The organism is Archangium gephyra (assembly GCF_049060025.1).
GTDB lineage: Bacteria > Myxococcota > Myxococcia > Myxococcales > Myxococcaceae > Archangium > Archangium gephyra_A.
Map to the genome: position 1 here is coordinate 2,440,842 of NZ_JBMEQQ010000002.1, position 15,505 is coordinate 2,456,346.

The 15,505-nt window shown below is 66.0% G+C and carries 11 protein-coding genes; 3 read left to right on the plus strand and 8 right to left on the minus strand.

Features of this window, described 5'->3' with window-relative positions:
- Positions 1–80 precede the first annotated feature (80 nt).
- Complete coding sequence (locus ACN28I_RS10500; protein ID WP_420948616.1) at positions 81–1,376, plus strand: sensor histidine kinase; 1,296 nt, start codon at positions 81–83, stop codon at positions 1,374–1,376.
- Between the two features lie 137 nt (positions 1,377–1,513).
- Positions 1,514–4,303 carry a pentapeptide repeat-containing protein gene (locus tag ACN28I_RS10505; RefSeq protein WP_420941925.1) on the plus strand — a complete coding sequence of 930 codons (2,790 nt, stop codon included), beginning with the start codon at positions 1,514–1,516 and terminating at the stop codon, positions 4,301–4,303.
- Between the two features lie 268 nt (positions 4,304–4,571).
- On the opposite strand, the gene ACN28I_RS10510 is transcribed toward ACN28I_RS10505, so the two are convergent.
- Positions 4,572–5,330: a hypothetical protein gene (locus tag ACN28I_RS10510; protein ID WP_420941926.1), complete on the minus strand. Its 759-nt coding sequence runs from the start codon at positions 5,328–5,330 to the stop codon at positions 4,572–4,574.
- Positions 5,331–8,072: 2,742 nt separating this feature from the next.
- Between ACN28I_RS10510 and ACN28I_RS10515 the strand changes: the two genes are divergently transcribed.
- Complete coding sequence (locus ACN28I_RS10515) at positions 8,073–8,612, plus strand: DUF1801 domain-containing protein (protein ID WP_420941927.1); 540 nt, start codon at positions 8,073–8,075, stop codon at positions 8,610–8,612.
- 83 nt (positions 8,613–8,695) lie between these two features.
- Here the strand turns inward: ACN28I_RS10515 and ACN28I_RS10520 are convergent, their stop codons facing one another.
- From ACN28I_RS10520 to ACN28I_RS10550, 7 genes are all read right to left on the minus strand, one after another.
- A complete protein-coding gene (locus ACN28I_RS10520) occupies positions 8,696–9,349 on the minus strand; it encodes a glutathione S-transferase family protein (protein WP_420941928.1) in 654 nt (217 codons plus the stop codon).
- A 44-nt stretch (positions 9,350–9,393) separates the two neighbouring features.
- Complete coding sequence (locus ACN28I_RS10525) at positions 9,394–10,338, minus strand: fatty acid desaturase (RefSeq protein WP_420941929.1); 945 nt, start codon at positions 10,336–10,338, stop codon at positions 9,394–9,396.
- Positions 10,304–10,606, minus strand: coding sequence for a hypothetical protein (locus ACN28I_RS10530; RefSeq protein WP_420941930.1), 303 nt, complete (start codon positions 10,604–10,606; stop codon positions 10,304–10,306). Before ACN28I_RS10530 ends, ACN28I_RS10525 begins: the two co-directional genes overlap by 35 nt.
- 401 nt (positions 10,607–11,007) lie before the next feature.
- Positions 11,008–11,544, minus strand: a complete 537-nt coding sequence (locus ACN28I_RS10535; protein WP_420941931.1) for a hypothetical protein — start codon at positions 11,542–11,544, stop codon at positions 11,008–11,010.
- A 633-nt stretch (positions 11,545–12,177) separates the two neighbouring features.
- Positions 12,178–12,807 (minus strand): ankyrin repeat domain-containing protein, encoded by a 630-nt coding sequence (locus ACN28I_RS10540; RefSeq protein WP_420941932.1) that lies wholly within the window; start codon positions 12,805–12,807, stop codon positions 12,178–12,180.
- A gap of 3 nt (positions 12,808–12,810) precedes the next feature.
- Positions 12,811–13,071: a hypothetical protein gene (locus ACN28I_RS10545; protein WP_420941933.1), complete on the minus strand. Its 261-nt coding sequence runs from the start codon at positions 13,069–13,071 to the stop codon at positions 12,811–12,813.
- A 1,035-nt stretch (positions 13,072–14,106) separates the two neighbouring features.
- Positions 14,107–15,498, minus strand: a complete 1,392-nt coding sequence (locus ACN28I_RS10550; protein WP_420941934.1) for a right-handed parallel beta-helix repeat-containing protein — start codon at positions 15,496–15,498, stop codon at positions 14,107–14,109.
- Positions 15,499–15,505 lie beyond the last annotated feature (7 nt).

A 15,505-nucleotide genomic window follows, 5' to 3' on the forward strand; every position in this document is an offset into this window, starting at 1 on the left:
ACGCGCTCGCCGCGGTGAAGGCCCAGCAGATCATCTCCGGAGAGTTGGATCTCGAGCGGCTGGCCACGACGCTGGTGCGCGTGGCCACCGGGAACGCGGGGGCCCAGCATGGCGCCCTGCTGCTCGCCGGCGGCGGCAAGCTCACGGTCGCGGCGCTCTCGGGCGTCGGGGAGGAGGACCTGCCCTGGAGCCTGCTCTCCTACGTCGAGCGCACCGGCGAGCACGTGCTCATCGACGACACCGCCCTGCCCCACCCCTTCTCGTCCGACGCCAGCCTCGAGCGCGGCCGGCTCCGGTCGGTGCTGTGCCTGCCGCTGGTGCGCCAGCAGAAGCTCCAGGGGCTGCTCTACCTGGGCAACACCCTCTGCGCCCACACCTTCACCCCGGCACGCCTGTCGCTGCTCGGGCAACTGGCCGCCCAGGCAACGACATCCCTCGAGAACGCGCGGCGGCACGCCAAGGTCCAGCGCGCCGAGGCCGCCCTGCGCGGTGCGAATGACGCACTCACGCAGCGCCTGGAGGAACAGGGGTGGCAGCTCAAACAGGCCCAGTCGCGGCTGGTGGACGCGGCGCGCGAGGCGGGCACGGCCAAGGTCGCCGCCAGCGTGTTCCACAACCTGGGCAACGTCCTCACGAGCGCGGTCCTCAACGCCCACATGCTGCGCGAGAAGGTGGACACCTCGCGCATGGTCCGCCTCAAGCAGCTCCTGGGGCTGCTCGAGCCGTATCAGGGCGATCTGGTGGGTTTCCTGACGCGGGATCCCCGAGGCCCCCAGCTCGCGAATTACCTCTCCGGCCTGGCCGAGGAGCTGCTGAACGAGCACGCGTCGATGAAGGAGAGCGCGGGGAAGTTGAAGCAGCACCTCGATCACATGCGCGCCATCCTCCAGGTGCAGCAGGCCTATGCCCGGAACACGCTCCTGCCCGAGGAGTGCGATCTCGCGGAGTTGGTCGAGGACGCGCTGAGCATCCAGTTGCCCGCGCTCCAGCGGCACGGCGTCACCATCACCCGGGAGCTTCGCGCGCAGCCCAGGGCGCGGCTGGACAAGCACCGGGTGCTGCAGATCCTCATCAACCTGATCACCAACGCGCGCAACGCCATGAGCGAGCTGCCCGAGGCGCATCGGCTGCTGCGGGTGCGGCTCGACGCGGAGGGGAGCACGGCGCGCATCCAGGTGGTGGACAGCGGCAAGGGGATCGCCGAGGAGCACCGCGAGCGGCTGTTCTCGCAAGGCTTCACCACCCGCGAGGATGGGCAGGGCCTGGGGCTCTACTCGAGCAGCCTGGCGGCGAGGTCCATGGGAGGGCGGCTCACCCTGGCCAGCGAGGGGCCCGGCAAGGGCGCCACGGCCACGCTGGAGCTCCCGCTCGCTTGATGCGACGGAACCCGGGTCTACGGGCTCCGGCTGCTGGTGCCGGGGGAGGCAGGGGGCCGCAGTAGGCCCGCGCGAGCCGATTGAAACCTGAACGCAGGGTTTTACGCGCAACGGCCTGGATGGCAGGCTCCGCAGCCATGGTCATCGAAATTCTGGGTGGCATCCAGGTAGTGAGCTCTCTGCTTCAGGCGGGTATGGCCGCACGCGATGCGTGGAAAGAGGCGGGTTTTGGCAAGGACGAAGTGTCCGCGTTGAGCGCACTCCACAAGGCCGCCGAAGGTCTCTGGAAGCTGAAGCCGAAGCAAGAGGAGGAACTAGGGGCGTTGCACCTGGCCACCGTCGCGCGCTGCTTCGGGCACGCCATCCGCCGACACCAGGAGTACAGCAAGGCCCTGTCGACCCAGCCACCTGCCCTGTTCCAGAACGTGGCGGAGGAGGAACGGCCACCACAGCCCTCGGCGAAGCAGATTGAGCGGGTGCTGCGGGGCGCGGCCCAGGGCCACATTGCTCCCGGGGCCCTTCCAGTGGGCAAGCTCGAAATCGACCTCGTGGAGTCGCTCACCGGAAGCCCGCTGAACACCCCTTACCATCGCTTCCTCTGGGCTGCTTTCTTCGAACCGGTGGAGGGCGAGCCCCCCCTGCTAAAGCTGGAGCCTGGAGGAGTGCGTGAGTTCGAGCGCTCCTTCGTTCTCGCCTGGGGAGAGGCCATGGCCTCGACTACCGGCGAGCGGTTGCGGCTCTACCTGGAAGACCTGAACCAGGACTACAAGCCGCGACTGGTCCAGGAGGTGCTCATCAGCGACATGGCGGCTTGGGGCAGCCGTCACACCTTTGGAAACCTCGCGAGAGGAGATTCACGGGATGGGGACCCTCTTCCCTTCATGCCCCTGGAGGAGATGTACGTCCAACCGCTCGCACGTGACGCGCGTGACCGGCGGGGCGCGGAAGAAGGTCCCGTACTCGAACGGTTGGAGCGGGTCCTCCAGAAACAGCGGATCGTGATCCTCCAGGCGGACTTCGGTATGGGCAAGTCACTCACCTCCCGCATGCTGGCGTGCCAGCGAGCCAGGAAGTTCCGTGACGCGAGCGTGCCGACTGCGGAGTTGGAGCTGCCCATCCACGTCCGATGCGCGGACGATCTCAGGTCGAATGACCTCTCGATCTCTGGAGCCGTGCAGCGCGCCCGCCAGCGACAGGCCGAGACACTGGGTTACTCCCTGCCGATCGAGGACAAGGCCCTTGCCTTCCCTTCCTCCCAGCAGAAAGCCCTCTTCCTTCTGGACGGCCTCGACGAGGTCCACCTTGGCGAGACCGGCCTGAAGACCTTCTTCGACAACATCAAGGACAAGGCCCGGGGTTCGCCGCGTCACCGGTTCGTCATCTTCTCCCGGCCTGGCGCCATTCCCTCTAGCAAGGACATGCGAGCCTTGGAGGACATCCCGATCCTTGAGCTTCTCCCCTGGAACAAGGAGCAGGTGGACGAATGGCTCGCGCGCTGGCGCCAAGTGAATGAGGGGCGTGGCCCGACTCAAGAAGAGATCGAGAAGCAGGGGCTGAGTTCTTTGGCTCCTACCCCCATCCTGCTTCTCATGATGGCCCACACCTGGGATCCGACAATGACGGGGAAGGCCATCAGCCGCTCCGAGCTGTATGAGCGATTCTTCCAGAGCATCGCCCGAGGCAAGCACGAGCAGGACAAGGACACGCATCCCGCCATTTCTGAAGCGTCCACGAAGCTCCGCGGTCATCTCATCGACAAGCGCCTGCTCGACCGGCGAGCACGAGAAACAGACGCGATGCTCTGGCTCATGAGCCGGGTTGCCTGGGAGTCCGTTCGGCTGGAACAGCGTGGGATGTTTCCGGACTCCGAGCCAGTGGCTCTCGAAAGGCGTCATATCGAGAACTTGTTGTTCGATGAGCTCAACTTCAGAACAGGAGACGACGCCGCCGTCGATTCCGTGCGCGTCGGGCTGCTGCTGACCCTCCAGGCCAACCTGCATTCGCACAACGCGAGCCAGATCCTCTTCGGTCACAAGTCCTTCCGGGAGTTCCTGGTGGCCCGCTACTGGGCGGACCGACTCAAGACCTTGGCCGGGGATCCATCCAGGCGAGATACCATCGAAAAGTCCCTGCTCGGGGCGTCATTGCTCTCCTCTCCCGAGGACGAAAGCTTTCACTTCCTGGTGGACATGCTGAATGCCGATCCGAAACATGGCTGGCTTCCCGGCCAGCCGTTCGGCCTGAGCACGCAGGAGCGGGAAAGGCTGTTCCAATGGGCGGAAGAGCGCTATCAGGATGAGAGATTGATGGGGGTGGAGTCGCCCCCGAAACTCCGAGATGATTTGAGTTCATTCCTCCGCCAAGCCGCTCTTGCCATTGGGAGTTGCCTATATCCTGATAAGGGATTGACCACACGTGACGCATATACGTTGAGAAGTTTGTTCGCTTGGTCCTCGCTCCTAGGAAACCAACTTCTCCTCCGAGCTCCTCGGGTGAAGCTGAATGGGGCGTTCCTATCTAGGATGACTCTACGTCAAGCCGACCTCAGCGGCGCCGACCTCAGCGATGCCGACCTCAGCGATGCCGACCTCATCCGCGCTGACCTCAGCGGCGCCAACCTCAGCGGCGCCCAAATCAACTACACCTATCTCATCCACGCCGACCTCAGCGGCGCCACCCTCAGCGACGCCGACCTCAGCGGCGCCACCCTCAGCGACGCCGACCTCAGCGGCGCCGACCTCAGCGGCGCCGATCTCAGCGGCGCCACCCTCATCCTCGCCAACCTCAGCGGCGCCAACCTCAGCGGCGCCAACCTCAGCGGCGCCAACCTCAACGGCACCCGGTACAGCAACGGAACGAGGTGGGGAAACTTCAATCCAGCAGCGGTCGGCGCCATTCTCATAGAGAATCCGGAACTGGATAACTGAACTCTGCAAGCCCTGATCGAAGCTCCACAAGCTCGTCACGAAGACGCCATGAATGCACCCCATCTTCGAGTGCTTCCGCCGGGGCCGGAACGTGGCCCCGGTCATCTCCGGCAGCGGCGTGGGGCTGGCGAGAGCGCACCGGCTGGTGAGCTGCACGGCGGAACCCGCACCGTGGAGAGAGAGGAGGGCAAGGGCTCTCCCTCCACCGTGAGCCTGCCGCGAGAGCTGGGCCTGCGCGAGGTCCAGGTGGAGCAGTCGGCCTGACGCTTCAGGGTCCGATGGAAGTGGGGGGGCGAATCACGGCGCCCACGGCGACGTAGCACTTGCCCTGGTACTCGGCCGCGCCTTCGGAACAGGGCGGGCGTCTGGCGATTTCCATCCAGCACCCTCCGTGGAGCTCCACTTCGGCACGCTTTGCATCACACGGAGGCTTTTTCTGTCCTTCGAAGGGCTTGTTGGGCATGGGGAAGCCCTGAATCCCCGCCACGGACTCATCATTCGAACGGATGAAGATTGGCTTCTCCGCCATGGAGTGCACTTCCTGGGAGTGCAGCTCCTGCGGATGCACAGTAGCTCGTGGCCAGAGCACCACCGCGAGTGCGAGCAGCGAAGCCAGCCCCAGGGCGCCACCGGGCGAACCGAGCCGGCCCGCCGGACGCGGACGAGGCTCCTTCGCACCTCCCGTCAGGTGGGCTCGCGCCTCCGGCCGGGTGTCGATGCGCACGAGGGCCGCGGCCCACCGCTCGATCATCCACGACAGTTGCCGCGGTTGCCCGTTCGCGGGCGCGTGCTCCACCTCCAGCGCGAGGTAGGGCGGTGAGACGTTGGCGGTGACGCGCACCTGCCAGTCCTCTTCCGCGCGCAGATCTCCTTTTGGACCGGGCATGAGCACCAGGGCGGGGTTGCCCGTCTCGTTGTTACGCGCCTCGTACAGGCGCCCCAGTCCTCCACCGATGGCGCGATAGCGCAGGGTGACGTGATACGGCCCCAGTGGTCCTCCGCTCCAGGAACTGTCTTCCTTTTTCATGGCATCCTCCGAGGCCGGGTTCCTAGCACGGCGGTGCGGCGGATGACCAGACAGGTCTTCCTTACCCACCCGGGCCATACCACGTTCGCGGTAGGGTGGCGGGATTCACCTACGCCGTGCTCGCGACGATTCGAGTGGTCGCCGGAGCCGCGGACGAAGCGCCTCCCGGAGACCCACCTGGCCCGGGAGGCTGCTGTGGAGGAGTTTCTCGTGAGACGTCAGACGCACCGGATTGTCCGTGGAACCCTGGCACTGCTCATCGCCACTTCTTGTTCCGGCGCGAGCAGGCAGGTCCGCACCTCGAGGCCGCGAGAGATGACGCACGCTGTCTTCGAGGCAAGAGCACGGGAGGACTCCGACGGAGATGGGGTAGTCGATGGGAAAGACAACTGCCCCGCACAACCCAACCCCGAGCAGGCAGACAGGGACGGCGATGGTAACGGGGATGGTTGGTGGGGCCGGGACGGCGCACAGCCCGCGTGGCACCCGTCAGCAGCCCTCCTCCACCCCTCGGTTCCAGCCCTCCCCCTCCACAGGGCCCCCATCCCCCCTATCCGTAACCCGCCGTCCCCATTCGTCGAGGACGGTGACGCCAAGACAGCGCCGGAACAGGCGAACCGGCAGAAGTCGTAGGAGCTGCCGCGCGATGCGTGCTGCGCCCGGGAGGGCTGGCCCGCACGGCACCAGCCCTCCCGGGCGCCCGCGGCTACGGCTTCTTGGAGTACAGCTCGTGGGCGGTGGCGGCGACGGTGAGCAGCACGGCGCCGATGCGGAGCGCGCACTGGATGAGCCAGTGCTTCATGACAGGATCCATGGGGTACCTCCTTTCTGGTCTACCTGGGCTTGTTAGAGCCCGGGCATGAGGGTGGCGTGCCGCAACGGCAGATGCCGTGCGGGTGGTGGATGGGCTCGTGGAACTGAAGAGTGGCTACAGCTAGACGGATGTGTTCAACGCGCGCGACTCAGACGTTGCACGGCTTTGACTGCTCGTCCATGCCCCCCCAGACGCACGGTTCCGTTCCGAGAGGTGAAGACAAGATCAACCCTGCTTGGCTAGCGATCAACTCTCTTGCGGCAGGGGGGGCGGTCCCCGCCGGGCTACGGCTTGGTGAGGACGAGGCGGTAGAGGCCCCAGAGGAAGCCGAGCACGAGCGAGCCGCCTCCGAGGCCCCAGTGCAGCAGCAGCTTGGTGGTGTTGTGGTCCATAGGCATACATCCTTTCTTGGTGAGCGGACTCGGTCGGAGCCCGTGGTCGACAATCCGGCCAGCAGTGTGGCACAGCGCGATCCGCGACCCTGAAGACTTGGCAGGGACAGGATCGCCAACCACTTGTAATCACGCGGAAACGTACCCGTTTGCGCACGAGACAGGCCTGTAGCCCAGCCCTCCCGCGAGCCCGGGGCTACGGCTTCTTGAGGTAGAGGTCGTAGGCCTTCGCGACCGCAGCGGCCAGCAGAGCGCCGCCGTGGAGCGCGCACTGGATGAGCCACTGCTTCATATTGGGGTCCATTGAGTACCTCCTTTCTGTCTACAGGTGCTTGTTAGTGCCCCCGCGGGCCCGTACGCGGGCATGAGGGTGGCGTGCCGCAACGGCAGATGCCGTGCGGATGGTGGGTGGTTTTCGTGAGGCGGGTGATGAGTGAGGCACGGCCGGAACGGCCGTGTTCGAAGCCCGTGGCGGTACGATCTTCTAGGGGCGCCGGTGCGTCAAAGAGTCAGGGGGGACGTCACGACATCTGGCGATGTGGCTCACGGACATGCGTCCTTTCGCGTGGAACCTTTTGACGCTCTAGAACTGGAGGTCGCATGGTGCGAGCCGTCCAGGCGGCCACCCTTCGTTGCGGAGGTGTGCCGTCTCTCCGGGCCCCTATTTCCGGCCGCCTAGGACCCGCGGCAAGAAAGGGGCAGGAGGGTCACGGACCGGTTAGTCGCTTTGTGCCTCGATGCGCCACGCGGTGCCGTTCCGGGAGGCGGACGTAGAGATAAACCCGTCCCGGCCGGTGACCAACTCTCTTGCGCGCCGCACCGTCCCGCCCTGCTACGGCTTGGTGAGGACGAGGCGGTAGAGGCCCCAGAGGAAACCCAGCACGAGCGAGCCACCTCCGAGGCCCCAGTGCAGCAACAGCTTGGTGGTGTTGTGGTCCAAAGACATACATCCTCCCTTGGGTGAGCGGACTCGTTCGGAGTTCGTAGAGCAGACATCGCACTGGGTGGTGCCAGGCGCAAAAGGGGGGACGGGCGTCCGTGCCGGCGGGATGCCGGGCGGTGCTGGTCCACGTGGGTGGGTGATCTCGAATAGACACGCCCGAATGCTGGGCGAGGCGGACGTGTTCGACGGCCGAGCGTCACAGGACCACGCCAGGAGCGGAGGTGGGCAATATGCGGCTCTGTCGCCCTTACGCCGACGCGACTGGATCAGAGACGCCAACCCGTGAGAATCACTTGGGAAAGCGTCCGTTTCGCGTCGAAAAGGGGCAGTGGATCAGCCCCCGGCGAGCAGGACCCTATCGGGTGTAGGGGTGATTACGTGGGAGTCAGGCGCACACGGCTGGCGCCCTGGCCCTTCTCTCTTAAGTGGAAACTCCCCCCGATGAGCGCCGGTGAGTTGGCCCGCACCTTTCAACAGGGCCCCCATTCCCCCCTATCCGTACCCATTGGAAGCGCACCTTCCGACCCATGCGCCCTCCGCTGCTGGGGTAGCCTCCCCGCCCGCCCCGGCGGTCCGGGGCCTCGGAGGCTCGGATGGCAGCACGCAAGGCGATGGCGAAGAAGACACCCACGAAGAAGACACCCACGAAGAATCCCCCTGCGAGGAAGAGCGCCGCGAGGAAGACGCCCGCGAAGACCCCGGCGAAGGGCGCGGCTGCGAAGAAGGCGCCTGCGAAGGGCGCGGCCGCCAAGAAGACCCCTGCCCGCCAATACCTGCGCCGCGAGGACCTCGGCGCCCCGGCGGACGCCTTCTTCGCGCAGCAGCCCCCGGAGCTGCGCGAGCACCTCGAGGCCCTGCGTGCCCTGGTGAAGAAGGCCGCCCCCGGCGCCCGCGAGTCCATGAAGTGGGGCATGCCCTACTACGAGCTGAAGGGCGGGTTCTGTGCGCTCTACACCTCGACGACCTACGCCGCCCTCAGCATCATGGCGCCCCCGGAGAAGCTCGACGACCCGGAAGGAAAGCTCGAGGGCACCGGGAAGACCATGCGCCACCTCAAGGTGCGCAGCGCCGCGGACCTCGACGAGGCGAGCATCCTGCGCTGGGTGAAGGCCGCGGTGGCACACCACTCCTGAAGGAGGCACGCCGGAGGTGGCCTGTCCTCGGGCCAACCTCCGGTCGATCCCAAGGGGCTGCTTCCCTGGGTGCGGGCCTTGTTTCAGCCGCGGTGTGGGGCGCCCGTGAAGACGGCCAGTTGGGCGGCGAAGGCCCGCTTGTAGGCGGGCCGCGCCTTGCCGCGGTCGACGTAGGCGCAGAGGCTCGGATAGTCCTCCAGGATCCCTTCGCCCTCCAAGCGGCGCAGCACCGTCACCATCAGGAGGTCGCCGGCGCTGAAGGCCCCGTCGAGCCACTCAGCGTCGCCCAGGCGAGCGGAGAGTTCGTCCAGCCGCTTGCGGACGCGTTCGTCGAGGATCGGCAGGCGGCCGGCGAACCAGGGCTTGTCGCGCTCGATGAGCGTGGCGGCTTCGAGCTCGACGATCGGCGGCTCCACCGTGCTGAGCGCGGCGAACATCCAGGCGATCGCGCGCGCCCGGGCGTTCGCATCGTCCGGCAGCAGGCCAGCGTGGCGCTGGGCGATGTGGAAGACGATCGCCCCGGATTCGAAGAGGACGAGGTCGCCTTCCTCATAGGTCGGGATCTGGCCGAAGGGATGACGGCTGAGATGCGCGGGTTCCTTCATCGCCTGGAAGGAGACGAGACGGACGTCGTAGGGCTGGCCCACTTCCTCCAGCGCCCAGCGCACCCGCATGTCACGCGCCTGTCCCTGCCCCTGGTCGGGGGACTGTTCGAAGGCGGTGATGGTGATGATCATCGTTCGCTCCGGTTGGGGCGCCCTGCCCGCGCGGCTGTGCGGCGCTAGTCTCGCCGACGCTCCACGCGCCGCTTGATGCGGCTGTAACCGCCCAGACTGGGGCTCATGACGAAGTTCCAAAGCGTCGCCGTCCACGATTGGTGCGACAGGAGACCGTCGTAGAATTCCGGCGCCATCGCTCGTAGCTTCGGCAGGCGCGAGCCAGGAACGTAGGGGAAGTCGTGGTGCTCGTTGTGGTAGCCGACATTGAACGCGAGCACGTTGAGCGGCCCGTAGTACGAGTAGGTCTCCTGCCCTTCGCGGAAGACGTAGTGCTCCGAGATGTAGTGTCCGGCAATCGGATGTAGCCCCATGACGATCAGTGAGCTGATCGGCAGATAGGCAAGCGCTTTGGCGCCCCAAAAATGGAACACGGCCACGTTGAATGCGACCTGCACGAGCAGGTTCGTGATCTCGGAAGCCCCCGGCTTCTTTGGATGCACGAACAGCGGGCGGAGCGCGTAGGCAAAGCCTTGGCAAGAGAGCCAGAGCAGTTTGCTTGCGCGATGGCGCAGCAAGCGCGCCTCGAACTCCGTCGGTAGATCCGTGTCGAGCCGCTCGTCACCCTGATGGGTGTGATGACGCAAGTGGTAGTAGCGAAACGTTTCCGCGACCGGCACCCCCACGGGCAGATTGATGAAGACGCCGAACACGCGATTGTGCCAGGGCTTGCGAAACGCGAGATTGTGAGAGAGCTCGTGAATGGCCAGGAGTAGCGCCTGGTTGATCACTCCTCCCACCGCATAGGCGACCAGAACAATCAGCCACCAGGGCGCGTCACGCAGCAGGAAGGCGAGCGAGAGCTGCAGCCCGACGAGCAGCGTGCAGACGTACTTCGTGCGCGAGCACGGGCCGTAGAGTTCCTTGATCTCGGGATGCGCGCGAAGCATCTCGCGCCGCCGCGCGGCGTGCGGTTCATCCACGCTGGACCAGATGAAGCCATTGGACATGGCGCCAACGGTACCTCAACTCCAAAGGGGATGGGCACACATACCGCGCCTCCAGGCGGTACGTGTTGACGCAGGACGCACCGAAGGCGGCGACGTACCCTTCCACCACCACGAGCCCCGTCTGCTTCGCCTTCGGGTGGGTGGAGATGCCGTCCTCCATGGGCACGGTGAGGCAACGGGGCGGGCCCTCCGGATCCTTCGTCTGGGCGAGCGCAACGGGTGCGGCGAGGAGGAACAGGGCGAGCGCGAGCCGGAGGAGAGCGTGCATGTGGCCACCCAGAGTACACCGGCCGCGAAGGGTGTTTCCGTGGAGGCGGCGGGAATCGAAGCCGCCGCCTGGCACTCCCAGAGCGAGCCTGGCGCAGAGGTCTGCATGCTGCCCGTACGGGAGTGTAGTACAGCACCACTCCAGCCACCCTGACGGCTTGCGCCTGGTGGACCGCCCTCATGCCCGTGCACGGAAAGCTTTGGACGTCTTGGCCTGTGCCGGGTGTGGAGACAGGCGCCGGGTGTTGGCGTACGTGACAGCACCCGGCGGGGTGCGCGCCATTCTGGAGCCCCTGGGACTGCCCACGCGGCCTGCCAGGCGGGCCCCGGCGCAGGGACCACCCCAGCAGGCGTGGTGTTGAGCCGGGCGCAGCCACGACCCACAACTCCCTGCCGCTCTCCTCATGCCTGGGCGGCCAGGTCAGCCGTGTGCCCCATGGGGGCGCTCGCTCCCTTACACCGGCTCCCCTCACCGCCTTGCTGGCCCCCAGCCCGCTCCTCCTCCGCCTCCCTGCACCAGCCCGCCCCCCCCAGCAACAGTGCCCCCATTCCGCCTATACGCTGCAGCGCGTCCACCCGGATTTCTTTCGTACTGTGGTAGAGCGATGTCTCCACCGTCGCCGGACCGTAGATGGCGATCACGTGCGGAATGGCCGCGAGCTCGCCAAGCCGCGTGGGGTCGATGGTCCCTTCCCCGGAGTAACCTGCTACAGCCGGTTTGGGATAAAGACTTGAGAAGCGCACTCCGACCGCGGCCAGGTCGGATACACTCCCAGTGAAGCTGACGTGGATATAGAAGCGCTCTGGAATACAATCACTTTCTATGAGTGCCTCCGCACCCGGCTCCTGCGCCTGAATGCGTCTTGCTCTGTCGGTGACCAGCCAGTACATCCTGAGTGCGGCATGTTGGCGGAACTTGCTGAGGACTTCTCTATTCATTCTGGGCTCCATCCGTTTCGCAGCCGCAGCAAGCTGCTCCGGTGATTGACAATCGGTCCTTCTGGGCACCTCCGGTCTGGAGGGAGCACCATGGCGGCAAGCCACCAACAAACATACAAATGAAATCAGAAATCGCGCGTTCATGTCTTATTGCCTTGGAAGACATCGCGCTTCAGCATCAATGCTCCACCAGAGAGCAAGACTCGCGCACAGCCATGAATTGGTGGATTCCGCATCACGCCCCCTACCGATAAACATGGCACATTCATCCCTGAGCTGATCAACACCGTTCCAGGTAGACAACCACATTGATTTGGCGACACTAAAACTGCCCCCTCCCCGGGCCTCCACACCGAGGAGGTCACCTCGATGGGAGAGACGGCAGCAGTTGGGGCACCCCGCGCGGCGGAGGTGCCGATGGTCGAGCAGGAAGTAAGTGCGACGCATCCGCCGCACCGTGCGGCAAGCGGTGGAGGAGAGACGGCGGCAGGTGCACGCGGCGCAGGTGGCCACGGTGCGCGTCGAGAGCTGCTGGTGGTGGACGAACTGTGCTACCTGCCATTCGGCTTGAGCGGGCCGCCTCGACTCCTGCCTCAAGCGTGCGGGGAGTGGGGCGGCCAGCAAATCTCCACTCTACGGGTTGCGGCCCTTCGGGCCTCCGAGCAGCTCGAATGCGGTGTCCCATCGCTGGGAATTGGACTCATCGCGCGGCGGCAGGCGCTCGCGGGTAGGCCTGCGAGAATCGTCCGGGGCTTCTGGATCCGCGCCCGCGTCGAGAAGCAACTTCATCATCGGGATATCCAACTGCCATATCGCAATCCCGAGCGCGGTGAATCCTAGCAGCCCGCCCCAGTCGTTGATCGTCCTGGTGGCCCCTGCGGCCAGGAGGAGCGAGGCCATGTCCAGATTGCCATCCTCTACGGACGACCGCAGCGGCGTGATTCCGTCGCTGCTGCGCACGTTGGGCTCGGCCCCCGCCTTTACGAGCGCATCGGCTGCTGCCAGTTCGTTTTCGCAGACTGCCACCAACAAGGGAGTCCTGTCCCGCTCGACGTCCCACGCGTTGACATCCGCGCCATGCTCGAGGAGCGCCAAGATGACGTCGAGTTCGCCTCCATCGGCGAGTTCGTAGATGGCCACATGAAGCGGACGCAATCCTGGAGGCTCCGACTGCGGCTCGTTCGGATCGGCCCCCTCGGCCAGCAGTGCCTTGATCCGGGCCGTATCGTGCTGCTTGATTGCTGTGAAGAGTTCTTTCGACATGACTCACAGCTCCGACATCGGATGACCCGGGGCGCAATTCTTCACTTCGAGAGCCTTGGCTGCCGCAAGGCCCTTTTCGAGTTCTGTCATGGCTGTGTTGTGGCCCGAGTCGGACTTGCCTCCAAAGCATTCTTTCTGAATCTCCCACCGCTTCTCCAGAACTTTCTTCATGGCTTCAAGACGCAGCCGGATCTTGGAGCACGGAACCTTGTCCAGCTTCTTTTCACTCTTCGTGTTGCGCTCCTTCGGATTGTAGCGGGGCATCTCCCTGAGGAACTGATCCTTCTCCGCTTCAAGCTTGTCGAGCAGGCTGTTCTTGCAAGTCTGACCCGGGTAGAGGGGAACCCGCTCGTACTCCTCCTCGCTAGAATAGTTCTTGCCAGTCGCCGGATTGATCCGGGTCCGCCAATGGGGGGAACTGTGACCGTCGCAACCAGTTCCGAATCAAAGTCCGGCACCACCTCCTCTGCATCCTGTGGCACAAGCTCCTCCATCAGCCATCGCGACTCCTCCACCACCTCCCGCAGACGGGCTTCGTACTCCCCTTGAGCGTCCACCCACTCCGGGCGACGGTCGATCTCCGGACCGGCGGTGCTGGAGGGATAGAGCAGGACGAGGACCGCGAGTAACGGGCCCACCCGGGGGAGGACTTCAACCAACGTCCTGGCGCGTCCAGCCTGCGCGAACCCCTCCACCCCCCTCGCCACCTCGGCAGCTTGCCCGCTCGTCTTCGCGGCTCTGGAGAAGCGCTCAAAAGCTCGTTCCGCCGCGGTGAGCTTTCCGTCCAACGCTTCCCATTGACGCGGCTCCAGGTCCGTGCGCGCTCGAAGGAGCAGTGCCCTGGCCTGGTCCAGGTCCGCCTTTCTAATCCGCGACTGTTGCTGCACCGGGTCCATCGGCGCGGACACGAGCCGGATGCTCGGGCCCAAGGGACGAGTCGGGACGAAGGCGTGATGCCGTGGCATCGACAGCGGGGTGGGCGCGCTCGCGCAGGCGGAGAGAAAAAGCAGAAGTGCGATGCACGCTCGGAAACGCATGGCTACGTCCTCCAACCCATTCAGGACCTAAAGGGTCCTGGTGGGGCTGTTCGGAGGATGCATGCGCAGTCTGACTGTGAGGGGTCCCAGGGGGCCGGAGCGCGGAACCTGGCGCGGGAGGGCACCAGCGGCGCGGGGCTTGGGCTCAGTCGGGTACTCCAAGGGACGACGCAGCCCAGAGCCCGATAGGAGTGACAAGAAACGGGCGGCGGGTTGCTCTGCTTGGGAGCGGCGGGAGTCGAAGCCGCCGCCCGTGTGGGCTTCACTCCAACACGATAGAGCCCACATCCACCCCGAGCACCTGCCTCCACAGCTCGAGCGTCTCCGGTGCTGAGAGGGTGAGCTGCTCACCCGGGAAGTTCGCGCCGTCGGCTTTCAGGATGCCACCGCTGGCGTACTGGTTGTCCCGCATCAGAAGCCCCGGGCGGAAACCTGGGGCCCCCAGCCGGAGGAGCAGCGGCTGCGTGCCTCCCCGGAGGATGTTGTTCCGGACCTCGAGCCCGGTGACGCTCCGGCCATCGGCGGCCAGCATCAGCCCGTAGCTGGCCGTGCCCTCGAGCGTGTTGCCCACCACCTTCACGTTCCTGGCGCCCTCGATGCGGATGCCGTGCCCGTTGCCCGCCGGGATGTTGCGGATGTCCTGGAAGAGATTGCCCTCCACCGAGATGTTCTCGGCGGGTGTGATGCCGTCGAGGATGGAGACCCCGCGGCCGGCACGGGAGATGGCGTTGCCCTGGATGAGGATGTCCCGGGCGGAAGCATGGATGACCACCGCCTCCCCCGCCGAGGAGCCCGCCGGGCGGATGGCCGTGTTGGGAAACCCGGAGATGACGTTGTCACGCACCGTGACGCGAAGGCAGTGCTTGATGTCCACCCCGTTCTCGCCCTCGTCGTGCATCGTGTTGCCCTCGATGAGCACGCCGTCCGCGGGGCCCACACCCGGCTGGCATTGAACGGAGTCCCCCGAGTTGTGATGGATGTCATTGTCCCGGATGACGATGTTCCGGGCAGGGCCCACCACCGCCACGCCATGGGAGTCGTCTCCCGGCTTGATGAAGTGGTGGATGTGATTGTTCTGCACGGTGATGTCCCGCGCACCCTCCACGCACACCCCCGCCCCCGCGGTCCCGCTCTTCAGCTCGCTCCCGGAGAGCACGGACTGGCTGGCGGTGGCGTCGAAGAGGACGGCGAACATGCTCGCCCCCGCGACATCAATGCTCAGGTTCTCCAGGTTCCAGCGCCCCTGCACACGGAGGATCGCGCCGCGCACCCTGTCCTTCGGGACGAGGGTGGGACGCGGCGAGCCCTCTCCGCGCAAGGTGATGGGAGCCACGCCCGTGCCCCTCGACTCGAGGACGAGCTCCTCCGGGTACACCCCCGGAAGCACCCGGATGACCTCCCCCGGCTTCGCGAGCGCCGCCGCCCGGCCAATGGTGCGCAGCGGGGCCTCGAGCGTGCCCGCCCCTCCATCCGAGCCCTTCGTGCTCACGTACCAGCTCCGGCCCAGCGGCACCGGCGGCGGCTGCGGCACCGGCGGCTGCGGCGCGGGCGGTAGGGGCGCGGGCGGCGCGGGCTCCAGCGGCGCCGGCTGGGGCTCATCCGGGGACGGCTGCACCACCTGAGGTGACTCCGCATCCACGGGACTGTCGTTCACCGGAACT

What these genes read in the sequence shown, in the direction of transcription:
- ACN28I_RS10540 (WP_420941932.1), bottom strand. Translation starts at nt 12,807, where the DNA reads ATGTCGAAAGAACTCTTCACAGCAATCAAGCAGCACGATACGGCCCGG.
- ACN28I_RS10535 (WP_420941931.1), bottom strand. Translation starts at nt 11,544, where the DNA reads ATGAATAGAGAAGTCCTCAGCAAGTTCCGCCAACATGCCGCACTCAGG.
- ACN28I_RS10510 (WP_420941926.1), bottom strand. Translation starts at nt 5,330, where the DNA reads ATGAAAAAGGAAGACAGTTCCTGGAGCGGAGGACCACTGGGGCCGTAT.
- ACN28I_RS10505 (WP_420941925.1), top strand. Translation starts at nt 1,514, where the DNA reads ATGGTCATCGAAATTCTGGGTGGCATCCAGGTAGTGAGCTCTCTGCTT.
- ACN28I_RS10515 (WP_420941927.1), top strand. Translation starts at nt 8,073, where the DNA reads ATGGCAGCACGCAAGGCGATGGCGAAGAAGACACCCACGAAGAAGACA.
- ACN28I_RS10520 (WP_420941928.1), bottom strand. Translation starts at nt 9,349, where the DNA reads ATGATCATCACCATCACCGCCTTCGAACAGTCCCCCGACCAGGGGCAG.
- ACN28I_RS10530 (WP_420941930.1), bottom strand. Translation starts at nt 10,606, where the DNA reads ATGCACGCTCTCCTCCGGCTCGCGCTCGCCCTGTTCCTCCTCGCCGCA.
- ACN28I_RS10545 (WP_420941933.1), bottom strand. Translation starts at nt 13,071, where the DNA reads ATGCCCCGCTACAATCCGAAGGAGCGCAACACGAAGAGTGAAAAGAAG.
- ACN28I_RS10525 (WP_420941929.1), bottom strand. Translation starts at nt 10,338, where the DNA reads ATGTCCAATGGCTTCATCTGGTCCAGCGTGGATGAACCGCACGCCGCG.